A 17,460-nucleotide genomic window follows, 5' to 3' on the forward strand; every position below is an offset into this window, starting at 1 on the left:
ATCCTCCTAAGCTCTTTCTCCATTTATTATAGCACTTTTTTTTATTTTGTGAAAGAAGTCGCTTACAATTTTTGGGCAGATTTCCACATTTTGATTCCCCACTTATGACTTCCTCTTTTTAACCTGTCAATGGCTTCATCAATTGGGAACCAAGCAATGTTATTGAAATCCTCAAGAGGTTTTTGAGCTTCTACAAAGTCAGTTACTTCATAGATATAAGCAGGGTTATAGTAGTGGGTGTCGCGGTGACTGGAGTAAAAGTACTCATCTGCTTGGCCATAATACTCGCCGATCGTCGAAGTGAAGCCCAATTCTTCAATCAGTTCGCGCTCTAGTGCCAAGAAATGATCTTCTCCTACCTCGATTTCACCACCTGGTAGGAACCAAGCTCCATTAGGTGCTTGGACTAGGATGATTTTATCCTTGGCTGGATTTGGAATCACCGCATAGACTCCATAACGATTGACATAGTCAACATTTTCTTCTTTTGTTCCAAAAGTTGCAACAGTCATATTAAAGCTCGCTTCTTATTTTTTTATCATTATAACATAGATGAACATAAAAAGCAGTAGGAGATAAAAATAAGAGAGTGGGACAGAAATCGGTAATTCGATAGAATTCGATTTCGTCGTCCCACCTCCGCACAGTTGAGTAGGGCTGTAAAAGCTGATGAAAGCAGTGTAGTAGAGCCCACTCAACCACTGCGTCTTGCTCGACAATCCAAAGACAATTGAGTGGCTAGGACTTTTGTCCCAGCCACTTTAAATGCGATTATTCAGTTCCTTTTTCTACCTCGTTAGCAGGTTTGTTCTTTCCTTTAATGCAAATCTTTCCATTACTGGTCATGACAGCCTTCAGATCTTTTTCGCTAGGATTTTCTAAGTAGTAATCTGTAATGGCATCTTCAATATAGTCTTGAATGGTGCGACGAAGAGGACGAGCTCCCATTTTCGGATCGTAGCCTAGGTCAACCAGTTTTTCCTTGACCTTATCGGTAACATCGAGGTGGATATCATTGTGGGCAAGGCGTTGGTTGACATTGTCTAACATGAGAGTGACGATTTGGAGGAGGTTTTCCTTAGACAAGGCTTTGAATTCAATGATGCCGTCAAAGCGGTTCATGAATTCTGGACTAAAGAAGTTCCCCAGTTCACCTAGGATAGAATTGGTACGTCCTTCACGAGCTGCCCCAAAGCCGACGTTAGCCTCCGCTTTTCCAGTTCCCGCATTGGAAGTCATGATGATGATGGTATCTTTGAAGCTTACTGTTCGTCCTTGACCATCTGTCAAGCGACCATCATCCAAGACTTGGAGGAACATATGCATGACATCAGGATGGGCCTTTTCTACCTCATCCAAGAGAATGAGAGAGTAAGGGTTGCGACGCACCTTTTCAGTCAGCTGGCCAGCTTCTTCGTAACCAACATATCCTGGAGGGGCGCCGACCAGTTTAGCAACGGCATGTTTCTCCATGTATTCGCTCATATCAAAGCGAATCATACTGTCAGCAGAACCGAAGAGTTCGATAGCCAATTGTTTGGACAACTCGGTTTTTCCGACGCCAGTCGGTCCAACAAAGAGGAAGCTACCGATTGGACGGTTGGGCGTTCCAAGTCCTACCCGATTACGACGGATAGCCTTAGCAATTTTTTCAACAGCCTCATCTTGGCCGATGACATGAGCCTTCAAATCAGCTGCCAAGTTGATCAATTGGGATTGTTCTTTTTCTTTCAAATCTCCAACTGGAATATTGGTCTTTTGTTCGACGATGTGTTCGATGGTCTTTTCGCTAATGACTGGCGTATCTTGGTCAGTGACCTGTTGCCCTTGCATTTCTTTGTACTTAGCGATTTGGTCACGGAAGTAGGCAGCCTTTTCGAAATCTTCATCACGCGTCGCCTGTGCTTTGAGATTTTCAGCTTCAATTAAGCGTTGGTCAATGACCTTTGGATCGACGAAATTGAGGGTTAAATTCATCTTAGAGCCAGCTTCATCCAAGAGGTCAATGGCCTTGTCGGGCAAGAAGCGGTCTTGGATATAGCGATTGGAGAGGAGTGCTGCAGCTTCGATGGCACCATCTGTGTAGTGGACGTGGTGGTAGTCCTCATATTTCTTTTGAATCCCTTTGAGGATGGTGATAGTTTCTTCAACTGTTGGCTCATCGACCTTAACGGGTTGCATCCGGCGTTCAAGTGCCGCATCTTTCTCGATAATCCGGTATTCATTAAGTGTTGTCGCACCGACTAATTGCAATTCGCCACGAGCGAGGGCTGGTTTGAGGATATTTCCAGCATCCATGTTGCCGTCTCCAGCAGATCCAGCACCGACGATTTCATGAATTTCGTCGATGAATAAAATCACATCTTCACGGCGACGGATTTCCTCCATTAATTGTTGCATGCGCTCTTCAAATTGGCCTCGGATCCCAGTTCCTTGAACAAGACTAACAACGTCTAAGCGAATAACTTGCTTGCCTTGCAATTTATGAGGGACATCCCCATCGACAATCTTTTGGGCTAGCCCTTCTACGACAGCTGTTTTCCCGACACCAGGTTCACCGATCAAGACAGGGTTGTTTTTGGTACGACGGTTGAGAATTTCGATGACACGGAGAATCTCTTCATCACGACCAATGACCGGATCGATATCGCCACGACGAGCAATTTCTGTGACATTGATTCCGAACTCTTCTAAGAGGCCTTTTGGTTGTTGTTTGGCTTGGGCTCTATTCGGTCCTGAAGAACGACCGTTCCCATTTGAACCGTAGCCATTTCCGCCACCATAGCCCCCTCCAGATTGAGTTGGTGGCGTTTGAGGTTCTTGGGGAGCTTGGAAGTTGCCCAGTTGATTGAAGAAATCTTCAAAAGGATCCCGCCCTCCGCGATTTTGTTGGTTTAATCCTGCCAGGAGACTATTGTTAGGATCGGTTTTCATAATTTGATAGCAGTTCTGGCAAAGGTCTACTTGTTGTTGGTGACCATTCACATTTGTATAAAGATGAATGGTTGAATCGTTGATTTTACAGTTTTGACAAAGCATTCTCTTACCTCTTTCTCTAGGGTAAAAAGTGTAAAAACTATTGGTCAGAAATAGTCAAACTTTTATAGTTTCATTATAGCAGTATTCTAAAAGTTTGCAAGAATTTAGTATGAAGTCCGGTTTTAGGCATGGAATAAAGAGGAAAATAGTGGAAAAGTTGATTTTTATTGGAATTTCCTCCTTCTTTTATGATAAAATAGAAGAGTAGAAAGTAAATAGGAGAATCAAAATGGAATCACATTTGGTACGAATTATCAGCCGTTTGGAAGCGATGACGAAAGACGGTGGAAACTTAAAACGTAATTTTGAACGTGAAGGAGTTGTAGTTGCTGAAGTAGCTTACAACTATGATGAAGAAAATGGATCAGTATTTACTCTTCGTGATGTAGAAGCGCGTGAGACCTATACATTCGATAGCATTGACTTAATCGCAATGGAAATCTACGAATTGTTGTACTAAGAAGTATCAATCAAGAGTCTAGACCATCTAGTCTCTTTTTTGTTGGAAGAAAATAGTTATAGTTTCTTCTTATAACCTTGTCTAATCAAGAAGTGTTAGGAGCAGGTTCACAAATCTGATATAATAGAGAAGATATTGAATAGAAAAGAGATTGAGATGACACATGTGATTGATGGGAAGGCCTTGGCAGTAAAATTACAGGGAGAATTAGCAGAAAAAACCGCTCACTTAAAGGCTGAGACTGGTCAGGTCCCAGGTTTGGTGGTGATTTTGGTGGGAGAAAACCCAGCTAGCCAGGTCTATGTCCGCAATAAAGAACGGTCAGCTTTGGCAGCAGGATTTCGAAGTGAAGTCGTTCGAGTGCCCGAGAGTATTTCCCAAGAAGACTTATTGGCCCTCATAGACCGCTACAATCAGGATCCACTCTGGCATGGTATTTTGGTCCAGTTGCCTCTACCAGCACATATCGATGATGAGGCTGTCTTACTAGCCATTGATCCCAACAAGGATGTCGACGGCTTCCACCCTCTCAATATGGGGCATCTTTGGGCAGGTAATCCGGTGATGGTTCCCTCAACTCCTGCTGGGATCATGGAAATGTTCCGGGAATACGATATTGATGTCGAAGGGAAAAATGCAGTCGTCATTGGCCGTTCCAACATCGTTGGAAAACCAATGGCCCAGCTTCTTCTAGCAAAAAATGCAACGGTGACCTTGACCCATTCGCGGACTCATCATTTGGCAAAAATTGCTAGAAAAGCCGATATCTTAGTGGTGGCAATCGGTCGTGCAAATTTTGTTACAGCTGACTTTGTTAAAGAGGGAGCTGTCGTTATTGATGTCGGTATGAACCGTGACGAAAATGGGAAGCTCTGTGGAGATGTGGACTATGAACAGGTAGCTCCTCTAGCGAGCTACATCACTCCAGTACCAGGTGGCGTTGGTCCTATGACGATTACCATGCTCATGTCTCAGACCTATGAGGCAGCTGTTCGGGCCTTGAAAAAATAAACCAGCTTGGATGAAGTCGGGACAGTGTTTGTAGCTGTAGAATGATTAGAAAAATTTTGAAGGTTGGAACTTGCTTTCCTGCCTTTTTTTAGTCTAAACGTGATAAAATAAAGAGAGAAAGAAGGAAAGCTTATGTTAAGAGTTGACCAAACATTGCTACAACAAGTTATTGTTAGTCGTCCGTCAGACTCCTACAAGGGAGACTATGGTCGTCTTCTCTTGATTGGAGGAACCTATCCTTACGGGGGAGCTATTATGATGGCTGCCATAGCAGCTGTTCATAGTGGAGCGGGTCTCGTCACGGTAGCGACAGACCAGGAGAATATCCCTGCTCTCCATAGTCAGCTACCTGAAGCTATGGCATTTGCTGTGACTGACCAAGAGTTATTGGCTGAGCAAATCGCAAAAGCAGGCGTTATTTTGTTGGGGCCAGGACTCAATTCTAATGAGCTAGGAGCACACCTTGTAGAGCTAGTTTTTGACAGGGTTCAGCCTCACCAAGTGCTCATTCTAGATGGCGGAGCTATTAGCCTCTATACGCGCTTAGCTTTGCCTCTTCCTCAAGCGCATCTGGTCTTTACTCCTCATCAAAAAGAATGGGAGGCCATGTCCGGGCTAGCAATCGCAGACCAAGGGGAAGAAGCAACAAGGCAGTCTCTATCCCAACTTCCTCCAGCAAGTATTCTGGTCCAAAAGGGACCCCAGACTAAGATTTGGCAACAAGGGCAAGCAGATTATTACCAACTAACAGTTGGTGGTCCTTACCAAGCAACAGGTGGCATGGGCGATACCTTGGCAGGGATGATTGCGGGGTTTGCAGGTCAATTTCCACAAGTTACCCTCTATGAGCGCGTGGTGGTAGCTACTCACCTTCATTCGGCTATTGCAGATGACTTGAGCAAGAAAGCCTACGTGGTTTTGCCGACAGCGATTAGTAAAGAAATTCCCAAATGGATGAGGAAAATTTGCCTTTCCAACTGCCAATAAAAAATCAAGTCTCAGATGATGAAATCTGGGGCTTTTCCGTAGGTAGAATCAGATTTTTCCGCTCATTTTTGGTATAATTTATACTAGAATTTTCCGTGTGAAAGGGGAACTATGTCAGAGTATTTATCGGTATCCAGTCTGACCAAATACCTCAAGTTAAAATTTGATAAGGACCCCTATCTAGAGCGGGTCTATTTGACGGGTCAGGTCTCGAATTTCCGTAAGCGTCCCAATCACCAGTATTTTTCTTTAAAGGATGAAAAAGCTGTGATCCAGGCGACTGTCTGGGCAGGGATTTATAAGAGTTTCGGCTTTGAGCTGGAAGAAGGCATGAAGATCAATATCATCGGTCGGATCCAACTCTATGAGCCAAGTGGCAGTTATTCCATTGTCATCGAAAAGGCGGAGCCAGATGGCGTCGGTGCTCTAGCTATTCAGTTTGAGCAGTTGAAAAAGAAACTCCAGGAAGAAGGCCTTTTTCAAGAGAAGTTCAAACAGGCTATCCCCCAGTTCTCCAAGAAAATCGGAGTTATTACCAGTCAGAGTGGGGCCGTTATTCGCGATATTATTACTACTGTTTCGCGACGCTTTCCTGGCGTGGAGATTCTCCTTTTTCCATCCAAGGTACAAGGAGAGGGAGCTGCCCAAGAAATTGTCGCCAATATCCAGAAGGCCAATAATCGGACGGACCTCGATGTCTTGATCATCGGTCGTGGTGGTGGCTCCATCGAGGACCTATGGGCCTTTAATGAAGAGCCAGTTGTGCGGGCTATTTTTGAGTCTAGAATTCCCATTATTTCCAGTGTGGGGCATGAGACAGATACAACTCTGGCAGACTTTGTCGCAGATCGCCGGGCGGCCACTCCTACAGCTGCGGCGGAGCTAGCGACGCCTGTGACCAAGTTGGACCTGCTCAATCATTTGCAGAAGCAGGAAGGGCGGATGGCAACTGCTATGCGCAACCGCCTGGTCTATCATCGAGAACGCCTGCAGAAACTAAGCCAATCGGTCATCTTCCGTCAGCCAGAACGGCTGTATGACTCTTATCTGCAAAAGCTGGATCAGATTCAGCTGCGATTGAAACAGGCTGTGTCTGAGTCGGTTACCAAAAATAGCCGCCAGTTACAAGAACTCCGTCATCGATTGGCCTCCCAAGCACCACAGCATCAGCTCGAGCGTTATCGAGACCAGATTCTCCAGATGGAGCGATTGCTGACCTTGAAAATCAAGGAGCTCTACCAGACAAAAGCAGCAGATGCTAAGCGCCTATCGGAAGCTCTCTTGATGTTGGATACCAGTCGCATTGTGGCTAGAGGCTACGCCTTGGTACAGGTTGGAGATCAGGTTTTGGATAGCGTGGATACAATCAAAGAAAAGGATGCCTTGACGCTAGTCATGCGGGATGGGCAAGTAGAAGTAGAGGTAAAGCATGTCGAAAGAAAAGAAATTTGAAGAAAATTTAGCTGATTTGGAAGCTATTGTCCAAAAGTTAGAGAGTGGGCAAGTGCCCCTCGAAGAGGCCATCTCAGAGTTTCAGAAAGGAATGAAGCTATCAAAAGACTTGCAAGAAACACTTGATCAGGCTGAAAAGACCTTGGTCAAGGTGATGCAAGCAGATGGCTCAGAAACGGAACTAGTATGATTCTAGAAGAAAAATTGCAAGGGGTTGAAAAAGCGATAGAAGGCTTCTACGAGGCTAAACAAATCGCTCCCCGCTTGGTAGAATCCATCCTTTATTCAGTCCATGCAGGTGGGAAACGGATTCGACCCTTGCTCTTATTGGAGTTGCTGGAAGCCTTTCATGCTCCCATCCTTGAGGCTCATTTTCAGGTGGCAGCCGCTCTTGAAATGATTCATACGGGAAGCTTGATCCATGATGATTTACCAGCCATGGATAATGATGATTATCGTCGTGGTCAATTGACCAACCATAAAAAGTTTGGGGAAGACCTAGCTATCTTAGCAGGAGACTCGCTCTTCTTAGATGCCTTTGGCTGTGTGGCAGAGGCAGACCTTCCAGCTTCTATCAGGGTGCAACTGATTGCTCTGTTATCGGATGCTTCAGGGACAGCTGGGATGGTGGCAGGCCAAGTCTTGGATATGGAAGGAGAAGGGGCGAGTTTGACCTTGGACCAGTTGCAAGTCATCCATGCCAATAAGACGGGACGACTGCTCGCCTATCCATTCCAAGCAACAGGGATCTTCTTAGGGCTTGAGCCAGCTGTTGCGACTCTCTTAGAGGAAATTGGCCTCCATTTAGGCTTGGCCTTCCAGATTCGGGATGATATTTTGGATGTGACTGCTGATTTTGCTTCCTTAGGGAAAACCCCTCAGAAGGACCTGCAGGCTGAAAAATCGACCTATCCTGCCCTCCTCGGTCTAGATGGAGCTCAGGATTATTTGGACCGGGAGCTAGATGCCTGTGAGGACCTGCTCGATCGCATTTCACAGCAGGTAGACTTCGACGGGACTGGAATCAAAAAGATTATAGAAAGACTTAGAATTCATGGCGAAGGAAAGAGTTGACGTACTGGCCTACAAGCAGGGACTTTTTGAAACCCGGGAGCAGGCCAAACGTGGTGTGATGGCTGGTCTGGTTGTTGCGGTCCATAATGGCGAGCGCTTCGATAAACCAGGCGAAAAAATTGATGAAGCGACAGAATTAAAACTCAAGGGTGAAAAACTCAAATATGTCAGTCGCGGTGGTCTAAAGTTAGAAAAGGCTTTGGATCTTTTTGAGATTGACCTGCAGGATAAGGTCACACTAGATATTGGAGCTTCTACAGGGGGCTTTACGGATGTCATGCTCCAAAATGGGGCTGCCTTGGTCTATGCAGTGGATGTTGGGACCAATCAGTTGGCATGGAAGCTTCGTCAGGATCCTCGTGTCATCTCGATGGAGCAGTTCAACTTCCGCTATGCGACGCCTGAGGATTTTGAGCAAACCCCAAGATTTGCTAGCATTGATGTTAGCTTTATTTCCCTCAACCTCATCTTGCCAGTCCTCCATGGGATTTTACAAGAGGGAGGCCAGGTGGTTGCTCTTGTCAAACCCCAGTTTGAAGCTGGTCGGGAGCAGATTGGGAAAAATGGGATTATCAAGGATGCCAAGGTCCATCTGTCCGTCCTGGAACAGGTTCAAGGCTTTGCGTTAGAACATGGCTTCTCCGTCTTGGGAGTGGATTATTCACCGATCCAAGGGGGCCATGGCAATATTGAATTTTTACTTTATCTAGAAAAAAATACTGGGCAAGATCGTCTTCAACTGCAAGAGTTTGCGGCAGTTGTCGAAAAAGCCCATACTGACTTTAAACATGAATAGTAAACAAAACCGATTAGAAAAAATACGCCGCTTTATCCGAGAAAATAAAGTGGGTACTCAGGATGCCATTGTCGAACATCTGAGAGAAGCTGGAATTTCTGCGACACAAGCGACTGTTTCCCGCGATATCAAAGAGTTGGGGATTATTAAAACGCCTTTAAAAGGTTCAGCCTATGTCTATGAATTGCCACGCGTCCAACATAGTGGAAAATTAGCAGAAAATAATCTTCAAACCTTTGAACGCATGGGGAGCTTTTTGAACCTCAAGCTTGTCCCAGGGACAGCCTATCTAGTCAAGCGGCATCTACAAGAAGATTTTGATGACATCATCTTTAGCATGATTTCAGACGACAATAGTATTTTGATTGTGGCCCGCTCGGAAGAAAAGGCTCAGTTTATCGAACAACGATTGATGGAATGGTAGGAGAGAGATGCTATTAGAAATTTCAATTAAGAACTTTGCCATCATTGAGGAAATCGCTCTGAATTTTGAGACAGGGATGACGGTTTTAACCGGTGAAACTGGAGCAGGAAAATCCATTATTATCGATGCCATGAATATGATGCTGGGGAGCCGGGCGACGACCGATGTTATCCGCCACGGAGCTCCTAAGGCTGAGATTGAAGGCCTCTTTGCCATTGACGAAAATCCTGCCCTTCAGCAGTTATTTGAGGAGCAGGGCTTAGAATGGGCAGAGGAGTTGATTATTCGCAGAGAAATTTTCCAGAATGGTCGGAGTGTCAGTCGGATCAATGGGCAGATGGTCAACCTCTCCGTTCTCAAGGCCGTTGGCCAGCATTTGGTGGATATTCATGGCCAGCACGATCAGGAAGAACTGATGCGGGGGCCATTGCATATCGCTATGCTGGATAGCTTTGGGGAGGATACTTTTTTTGTGACTAAGAAGGCCTATAGAGAGACCTTTGAGAATTATAAGTCCTTGCGCAAGCAGGTCTTGCAGATCCAAAAAAATAACCAGGAAAACCAAGCTCGGATCGAGATGCTGGAATACCAAATTTCGGAAATCGAGGCGGCAGCCCTGTCCCTGGATGAAGATGTCCAGTTAGAGCAAGAACGGCAACGCCTGCTCAATCATAAGATGATTGCAGATACTCTAAGCAATGCTTATGCCATGCTGGATGCGGAAGACTTCTCCAGCCTTAGCAATGTGCGGTCGGCCATGAATGATCTGCAAAGCATCGAAGAGTATGATGCAGAATACAAGACCTTGTCTGATCAACTGGCTGAGACCTACTATACTCTGGAGGATTTGACCAAGCGCTTGGAGGATCTGGTAGATGGCTTGGACTTTGATGGTAACCGTTTGATGCAGGTGGAAGCTCGACTAGACCTGATCCATTCAATTACTCGTAAGTACGGTGGTCAGGTAAAGGATGTCCTTGATTACCTGGAGCAAATTAGCAAGGAATATAGCCTATTAACAGGAGGGGGAACCTCTTCTGAAGACTTGGAAAAAGAACTAAAGTCTATGGAAGGACAGTTGGTTGCCTTGGCTAAAGAATTGAGTCAAGGGCGTCATGCCTTGGCCCAAGAGCTGGAAGCAGAGATCCAGCAGGAATTGGCGGACCTCTATATGGAAAAAGCCCGTTTCCAAGTGCGTTTTACCCCATCTAAGTTTAATCGGGAAGGAAACGAAACGGTTGAGTTTTATATTTCGACCAACCCTGGTGAGGACTTTAAGCCTTTAGTAAAAGTCGCCTCAGGTGGAGAATTGTCCCGTCTTATGTTGGCCATCAAGTCAGCCTTTTCACGGAAAGAAGGTAAGACCAGTATTGTCTTTGACGAGGTGGATACAGGAGTATCTGGTCGGGTGGCGCAAGCCATTGCTTCGAAGATTTATAAGATTGGACGTTATGGTCAGGTGCTAGCAATCTCTCATTTGCCTCAGGTCATTGCAGTAGCCGATTACCAGTTCTTTATCGAAAAGGTGAGCGATGAATTTTCAACGGTTTCGACCGTTCGCTTGCTCAGTCATGAAGAACGGGTCGAAGAAGTCGCTAAGATGCTAGCTGGTGAAGATGTGACAGAAGCAGCCCGCATGCAGGCAGAGCAATTGTTAAAACGGCCGTCCTAAGAAGAAAGGAACCGATATGGAAAGCTATTTCGTAGTGGGAGACATTCATGGAAAAGCCGGTATGCTAGAGGAACTGATGACCCATTGGGATGGTCAGTCCCAGCTGGTTTTTCTCGGAGATCTGATAGACCGTGGGGAAGATAGTCGTAAGGTTATCGAACTGGTCAAAGATGTTGTCGAACAGCAAGGGGCCATCTGCCTCTCTGGGAACCACGAATACATGTTTCTAGCTTGGATTGATAACCCGACCGAACGCTACGACCATTACCGACGAAATGGTGGTGACACGACCATCAACTCTCTACTTGGTCGTCCCCTCACAGATCCAGTAGATGGCGTGGCGGATGCTCGGCGTGTGCAAGAGACTTGTGGGGACCTCGTCGCTTTCATACGTTCGCTTCCTTTTGTCTATGAAACTGAACACTATATTTTTGTGCATGCTGGCCTTGACTTGACTCTGCCAGATTGGCACGAAACGACGGATTATCAAAAGGTCTGGATTCGCCAGCCCTTCCATGAAGCGACCAATCAGACAGGAAAGACCATTGTTTTTGGCCATACCCCGGTTCACTATCTCTTGGATCAAAAGATTGGAACCAAGGAGCTCTGGGTGACCGAAGATGGGAAGATTGGCATGGATGGCGGGGCTGTTTATGGTGGCGTCCTCCATGGCATTCTCTTTGATGAAAGTGGAATGAAGGCTGATGTTGCTTTGGTCAATGATGGCTTTGCAGCTATCGATGATTAAGTAAAAAGGACTTTGTCCCACAAAAGCCTAGAAAATTTGATATAATAGAGTGGATATATCTAAGAAAAGATTGTAGGAATGTTATGTCACAAGTAAAAATTGTTACAGACTCATCCGTAACGATTGAGCCTGAAGTTGTTGAAAAATACGGAATTACCATCGTTCCCCTCTCTGTTATGGTGGACGGTGTTCTCTATTCAGATGCGGAATTAACAGAAGGACAATTCCTTCAGTTGATGAAGTCTAGTAAGAACCTTCCGAAGACCAGTCAACCTCCAGTAGGTGTGTTTGCGGAAGCCTTCGAAGGTTTGGCGGAAGAAGGGGCGCAAATTATTGCGATCCATATGTCTCATGCCTTATCTGGTACAGTGGAAGCTGCACGTCAAGGCGCTACCTTAGCCAATGCAGATGTCACGGTAATCGATAGTAGCTTTACAGACCAAGCCATGAAGTTCCAAGTGGTGGAAGCAGCGAAACTGGCTCAAGAAGGAGCTAGCGTAGAGGAAATTGTAGCTCGCATTGAAGAGGTCAAGCAAAAATCTAGACTCTACATTGGGGTTTCTACTCTGGAAAACCTGGTGAAAGGAGGCCGGATTGGCCGCGTAACTGGTTTATTGAGTTCGCTTTTGAACATTCGGGTTGTCATGGAAATGAAGAATGATGAACTGCAACCGATTGTCAAAGGACGCGGACAGAAGACCTTTAAAAAATGGTTGGACGAGTTGATACAAGACTTATCTGGTAAAGAAATCGCTGAGATAGGGATTTCCTATGCTGGTGGACCTGACTTTGCTAACCAAATGAAGGCGCAATTACAGCCTTTGGTTGCAACTCCAATCTCTGTTTTGGAGACAGGTTCGATCATTCAAACTCACACTGGTGAAGATGCCTGGGCAGTTCTCGTCCGATTTGCATAGAAGCCTGTCAGTAAAGGAATTTATTCCTAGATAAATGTTGATAAAAACAAGTTTAGTACTTGACCTAAAAGCATTTTTTAGATATGATAGAGATGTTAAGGGTAAAACCTAAAAAAATTTGGAGGATTTGTTAAATGGCTAACAAACAAGATTTGATCGCAAAAGTGGCAGAAGCTACAGAATTGACTAAAAAAGACTCAGCAGCAGCAGTTGACGCTGTATTTGCAGCTGTTTCAGAATACCTTTCAAAAGGTGAAAAAGTTCAATTGATCGGTTTCGGTAACTTCGAAGTTCGTGAACGTGCAGCTCGTAAAGGTCGCAACCCACAAACTGGTAAAGAAATCAAAATCGCTGCTTCTAAAGTTCCAGCATTTAAAGCTGGTAAAGCTCTTAAAGACGCAGTTAAATAATTGTGATTACAAAGGTTCCTTCTAGCTTGCTAGAAGGGATTTTTTGTTTTGGAGTCCTTTCTAGACAGGGCCTATAAATAGGAGTATAATAGAAAAAAGTAAGAAATGGAGGGTGGGCCATGAGATGGATTGTTGGAATCTTTGTTCTACTCATGATTAAGCCAATTATTTATCTATTAAAAGGTCTCTGGTTTATGGTGGAACTCTTCTTTATGTTCCTCTTTGTTAAAATTTTACTAGGAACTATGAGATGGATCTTTAGTTGGGGAAGTTAAGATTAGATATAAAAAAGTGTGGGAGTAAAGGAGCTTGATTCGAGCTAATTTAATCCTGCACTTTTCCTTATTTACAAACATTCTAATTAGGCAAAATGTGGTATTCGTGATATAATAGTTTTAAAGAAGAGACAGAAAGGGGAAAGACCATGCTAGCTTGTTTAACACTCGATTCCGTTCAACAAGAAAAAGTGGAAGATGTATTGCAACACTTGCGTAAAAAATCTGTACGGATTACAGAGACGCGTCGGGCTGTCCTTTCCTATCTTGTCAAAAGTCAGGAACATCCAAGTGCCGATGCCATCTACCAAGATTTGAAACCAGCCTTTCCCAATATGAGCCTGGCAACCGTTTATAACAATCTCAAGGTCCTCATTGATGAAGGCTTTGTCTCTGAGATAAAAGTACGCAATGATACCACGACCTACTTTGATTTTATGGGACACGATCATTTGAATCTGATTTGCGAGTCTTGTGGGAAGATTGACGATGTTGACATCGAAGTTCCAGACGTGAGAGCAGAAGCGAGAGAAAAAAGTGGCTACATCATTACCAAGTGCCAAACCACCGTTTATGGAATCTGTCCAGAGTGTCAGAAGAAGCAATTGTAAGCAAACCTCTTTTCAGAGGTTTTTTTGGTATAGTTTGTGGAAAAAGATAGAGAGGAAAAATTTAGAAGCTGATGAGAGAGAAATGTAAATGTCCATGAAGAAGAATTAATAAAATTTTCATGAAATATCCGTTCAGGCTCTTTTTTGTGAGAAATTGCACTTTTCTATGGTCGCCACTAGATTTTTTACTGAAAATCTAGTAGAATAAAATAGATAAACGGGGGGAAACCTCGGAGAATAAAAAGGAGATCCATCTAATGGTAAAATTGGTTTTTGCTCGCCACGGTGAGTCTGAATGGAATAAAGCTAACCTTTTCACTGGTTGGGCTGATGTTGATTTGTCTGAAAAAGGTACACAACAAGCGATCGACGCTGGTAAATTGATCAAAGAAGCTGGTATCGAATTTGACCAAGCTTATACTTCAGTATTGAAACGTGCGATCAAAACAACTAACTTGGCTCTTGAAGCTTCTGACCAATTGTGGGTTCCAGTTGAAAAATCATGGCGCTTGAACGAACGTCACTACGGTGGATTGACTGGTAAAAACAAAGCTGAAGCTGCTGAACAATTTGGTGATGAGCAAGTTCACATCTGGCGTCGTTCATACGATGTATTGCCTCCTGCAATGGATCGCGATGATGAGCACTCAGCTCACACTGACCGTCGTTACGCTTCACTTGACGATTCAGTGATTCCAGACGCTGAAAACTTGAAAGTTACTTTGGAACGTGCGCTTCCATTCTGGGAAGATAAAATCGCTCCAGCTCTTAAAGACGGTAAGAACGTATTCGTAGGAGCACACGGTAACTCAATCCGTGCCCTTGTAAAACACATCAAACAATTGTCAGACGATGAAATCATGGACGTGGAAATCCCTAACTTCCCACCATTGGTATTCGAATTTGACGAAAAATTGAACGTAGTTTCTGAATACTATCTTGGTAAATAAAAAGGTCCGGGGGACCTTTTTATCCCGAGCCTAGAAACGCCAAAGCGAGGCAGGTCCGGGGACCTTTTTATCCCGAGCCTAGAAATGCCAAAGCGAGGCAAATCTAGCAGGATTCGTTATCAATAATAGAAAGCTGACTTAGGTCAGCTTTTTTGTTTATCTTGTCTAGTCCCCTAGCGCTTTTTTGGTTTTCAGGGCCTCCTAAAAATGATATAATGAAGTGTTAGTACATAAGGTTTCATTAGCCTTGAAAGGAAAAGAAAATGACAAAATCATTCTACATCACAACCCCTATCTATTACCCATCTGGTAAATTGCATATTGGTTCAGCTTATACAACCATTGCCTGTGACGTCTTGGCGCGTTACAAACGCATGATGAACTACGATGTTTTCTACCTGACTGGTCTCGATGAGCACGGGCAAAAGATCCAGCAAAAAGCAGAAGAAGCTTGGATTACGCCACAAGCTTATGTAGATGGGATGGCGGTTGGAGTGAAAGAACTCTGGCAATTACTCGATATCTCATACGATAAATTCATCCGTACGACAGATGATTACCATGAAAAAGTGGTGGCCCAAGTCTTCGAACGCTTACTGGCTCAAGATGACATCTACCTGGGTGAATACTCTGGTTGGTATTCAGTCTCTGATGAAGAGTTCTTTACAGAAAGCCAATTGGCTGAGGTTTACCGTGATGAGAATGGTAAAGTCATCGGTGGGGTAGCGCCATCAGGTCACGAAGTAGAATGGGTTTCTGAAGAATCTTATTTCCTTCGCCTCAGCAAATACCAAGACCGCTTGGTCGAATTTTTTAAATCCCAACCGGATTTCATCACGCCGGATGGCCGTCTCAATGAAATGTTGAAAAACTTTATCGAACCTGGTTTGGAAGACTTGGCGGTATCTCGGACTACCTTTACTTGGGGAGTCCCGGTCCCATCCAATCCAAAACACGTAGTCTATGTATGGATTGACGCCCTTCTCAACTATGTGACAGCTCTTGGTTATGATCAAGAGCAGCATGGCAACTTTGACAAATTCTGGAACGGAACGGTCTTCCACATGGTTGGAAAAGATATCCTTCGTTTCCACTCTATCTACTGGCCAATCCTTCTCATGATGCTCGATATCAAATTGCCAGATCGCTTGATTGCCCATGGTTGGTTTGTCATGAAAGACGGTAAGATGTCTAAGTCTAAAGGAAATGTCATCTACCCAGAAATGTTGGTGGAACGCTTTGGCTTGGATCCGCTTCGCTACTACCTCATGCGCAGTCTGCCAGTTGGTTCAGATGGTACTTTCACACCAGAAGACTATGTGGCTCGCATCAACTATGAATTGGCCAATGACCTTGGAAACCTCCTCAACCGGACGGTGGCCATGATCAACAAGTACTTTGGTGGTCAAGTCCCTGCTTATGTCGAAAATGCCACTGCATTTGATGCAGATTTGGCCAAGGTAGTCGAAGAAAACATCGCTGAATACCACAAGCAAATGAACGCGGTTGATTACCCACGCGCTTTGGAAGCAGTATGGAACATCATCTCTCGTACCAACAAGTACATCGATGAGACTGCTCCTTGGGTACTTGCTAAAGAAGATGGTGACAAGGAACAATTGGCAGCGGTCATGGCTCACTTGGCAGCAAGTCTCCGTGTCGTGGCTCACTTGATCCAACCATTCATGATGAACACCTCAAATGCTATCATGGAACAACTTGGCTTGGGCTTGGACTTCGATCTTGAAAACTTGACCCTAGCAGGCTTCCCTGAAAATGTCACAGTGGTTGCCAAAGGAACTCCAATCTTCCCACGTCTGGATATGGATGAAGAAATTGCCTACATCCAATCTCAAATGACTGCTGGTAAACCACAAGAAAAAGAATGGATTCCAGAAGAAGTGGAACTTAAGTCTGAAAAAGATGAGATTAAATTTGAAGACTTTGATAAGGTTGAAATCCGTGTGGCAGAGGTCAAAGAAGTTGAACGCGTCGAAGGATCTGACAAATTGCTTCGCTTCCGCCTAGATGCAGGAGATGGCGAAGACCGTCAAATCCTCTCTGGTATCGCAAAATTCTATCCAAATGAACAAGAATTGGTCGGCAAGAAACTCCAAATCGTAGCCAACCTCAAACCACGTAAGATGATGAAGAAATATGTCAGCCAAGGCATGATTCTTTCTGCAGAACACGGGGATCAATTAACAGTCTTAACCGTTGATCCATCTGTGCCAAATGGAAGCATCATTGGCTAAACGATAGACAAAGAAAAAATCATCTAAAAAACTTTCCTTAGGTGAGTACGGACGTCAGCGAACTTCTAAGAAGTTCCATGACTTAGTTTTGGACCCTAGGTTCCAAAACTCCCGAGTGCTAGAAACACAATTGTTTCTAGCACTTTTCTCACGACGGAAAGTTTCAGTAGATGATTGAATAATTCTAACGAATGAATTTTTTTTAGAGAATTTATTTGATTTGTAAGGAAGAGCAGATTGTCTATGCTCTCAAGCACTCCCGCGGGAGTGCTTTTGTTGTATTGATATAGATCCCATCATTGAATTTTACAAGGATAGAAGATGAGTCCTATTAGTAATGAATGTTAATGGAGACTTCCGCAGTGAGAAAAGAGCCTGA

At 44.4% G+C, this 17,460-nt stretch carries 18 protein-coding genes; 16 read left to right on the forward strand and 2 right to left on the reverse strand.

Annotated features, from left to right (window positions below):
• Window positions 1-62: 62 nt before the first annotated feature.
• On the reverse strand, window positions 63-512 hold the full coding sequence (locus LXO72_RS08655; RefSeq protein WP_233332146.1) for an NUDIX hydrolase: 450 nt from the start codon (window positions 510-512) through the stop codon (window positions 63-65).
• Window positions 513-771: 259 nt separating this feature from the next.
• Window positions 772-3,039, reverse strand: a complete 2,268-nt coding sequence (locus LXO72_RS08660; protein ID WP_233332148.1) for an ATP-dependent Clp protease ATP-binding subunit — start codon at window positions 3,037-3,039, stop codon at window positions 772-774.
• A gap of 229 nt (window positions 3,040-3,268) precedes the next feature.
• Between LXO72_RS08660 and LXO72_RS08665 the strand changes: the two genes are divergently transcribed.
• The 16 genes from LXO72_RS08665 to metG all read left to right on the forward strand — a co-directional run bounded on the left by LXO72_RS08665 (window position 3,269) and on the right by metG (window position 17,081).
• The gene (locus LXO72_RS08665) at window positions 3,269-3,499 is read left to right on the forward strand and encodes a DUF1797 family protein (protein ID WP_006596773.1); all 231 of its coding nucleotides are present in this window, start codon (window positions 3,269-3,271) and stop codon (window positions 3,497-3,499) included.
• A 156-nt stretch (window positions 3,500-3,655) separates the two neighbouring features.
• Window positions 3,656-4,510: a bifunctional methylenetetrahydrofolate dehydrogenase/methenyltetrahydrofolate cyclohydrolase gene (locus LXO72_RS08670; protein ID WP_233332150.1), complete on the forward strand. Its 855-nt coding sequence runs from the start codon at window positions 3,656-3,658 to the stop codon at window positions 4,508-4,510.
• Window positions 4,511-4,642: 132 nt separating this feature from the next.
• Window positions 4,643-5,497 carry an NAD(P)H-hydrate dehydratase gene (locus tag LXO72_RS08675; RefSeq protein WP_233332152.1) on the forward strand — a complete coding sequence of 285 codons (855 nt, stop codon included), beginning with the start codon at window positions 4,643-4,645 and terminating at the stop codon, window positions 5,495-5,497.
• 111 nt (window positions 5,498-5,608) lie between these two features.
• Window positions 5,609-6,949, forward strand: coding sequence for an exodeoxyribonuclease VII large subunit (xseA, locus tag LXO72_RS08680; protein WP_233332158.1), 1,341 nt, complete (start codon window positions 5,609-5,611; stop codon window positions 6,947-6,949).
• Window positions 6,927-7,139 (forward strand): exodeoxyribonuclease VII small subunit, encoded by a 213-nt coding sequence (locus LXO72_RS08685; protein WP_006596769.1) that lies wholly within the window; start codon window positions 6,927-6,929, stop codon window positions 7,137-7,139. Before xseA ends, LXO72_RS08685 begins: the two co-directional genes overlap by 23 nt.
• Entirely contained in the window at window positions 7,136-8,023 is an 888-nt protein-coding gene (locus tag LXO72_RS08690) for a polyprenyl synthetase family protein (RefSeq protein WP_233332159.1), read from the forward strand. The genes LXO72_RS08685 and LXO72_RS08690 overlap by 4 nt, the downstream gene beginning before the upstream one ends.
• The gene (locus LXO72_RS08695) at window positions 8,004-8,819 is read left to right on the forward strand and encodes a TlyA family RNA methyltransferase (protein WP_233332160.1); all 816 of its coding nucleotides are present in this window, start codon (window positions 8,004-8,006) and stop codon (window positions 8,817-8,819) included. The genes LXO72_RS08690 and LXO72_RS08695 overlap by 20 nt, the downstream gene beginning before the upstream one ends.
• On the forward strand, window positions 8,812-9,243 hold the full coding sequence (locus LXO72_RS08700; RefSeq protein ID WP_233332161.1) for an arginine repressor: 432 nt from the start codon (window positions 8,812-8,814) through the stop codon (window positions 9,241-9,243). Before LXO72_RS08695 ends, LXO72_RS08700 begins: the two co-directional genes overlap by 8 nt.
• Before the next feature lie 7 nt (window positions 9,244-9,250).
• Window positions 9,251-10,915, forward strand: coding sequence for a DNA repair protein RecN (gene recN, locus LXO72_RS08705; protein ID WP_233332163.1), 1,665 nt, complete (start codon window positions 9,251-9,253; stop codon window positions 10,913-10,915).
• A gap of 16 nt (window positions 10,916-10,931) precedes the next feature.
• A complete protein-coding gene (locus tag LXO72_RS08710; RefSeq protein ID WP_233332165.1) occupies window positions 10,932-11,663 on the forward strand; it encodes a metallophosphoesterase in 732 nt (243 codons plus the stop codon).
• An 83-nt stretch (window positions 11,664-11,746) separates the two neighbouring features.
• On the forward strand, window positions 11,747-12,580 hold the full coding sequence (locus LXO72_RS08715) for a DegV family protein (protein ID WP_233332166.1): 834 nt from the start codon (window positions 11,747-11,749) through the stop codon (window positions 12,578-12,580).
• Between the two features lie 134 nt (window positions 12,581-12,714).
• Window positions 12,715-12,990 carry an HU family DNA-binding protein gene (locus tag LXO72_RS08720; RefSeq protein WP_006596762.1) on the forward strand — a complete coding sequence of 92 codons (276 nt, stop codon included), beginning with the start codon at window positions 12,715-12,717 and terminating at the stop codon, window positions 12,988-12,990.
• Window positions 12,991-13,109: 119 nt separating this feature from the next.
• Entirely contained in the window at window positions 13,110-13,265 is a 156-nt protein-coding gene (locus LXO72_RS08725) for a hypothetical protein (protein ID WP_192831476.1), read from the forward strand.
• Between the two features lie 149 nt (window positions 13,266-13,414).
• A complete protein-coding gene (locus LXO72_RS08730; protein ID WP_233332167.1) occupies window positions 13,415-13,876 on the forward strand; it encodes a Fur family transcriptional regulator in 462 nt (153 codons plus the stop codon).
• A gap of 257 nt (window positions 13,877-14,133) precedes the next feature.
• The gene (locus tag LXO72_RS08735; protein WP_000240128.1) at window positions 14,134-14,826 is read left to right on the forward strand and encodes a phosphoglycerate mutase; all 693 of its coding nucleotides are present in this window, start codon (window positions 14,134-14,136) and stop codon (window positions 14,824-14,826) included.
• A gap of 263 nt (window positions 14,827-15,089) precedes the next feature.
• Complete coding sequence (gene metG / locus LXO72_RS08740) at window positions 15,090-17,081, forward strand: methionine--tRNA ligase (protein WP_233332169.1); 1,992 nt, start codon at window positions 15,090-15,092, stop codon at window positions 17,079-17,081.
• The last annotated feature ends 379 nt before the right edge of the window (window positions 17,082-17,460 follow it).

This window comes from Streptococcus sp. XMC (genome assembly GCF_021341835.1).
Lineage (GTDB): Bacteria > Bacillota > Bacilli > Lactobacillales > Streptococcaceae > Streptococcus.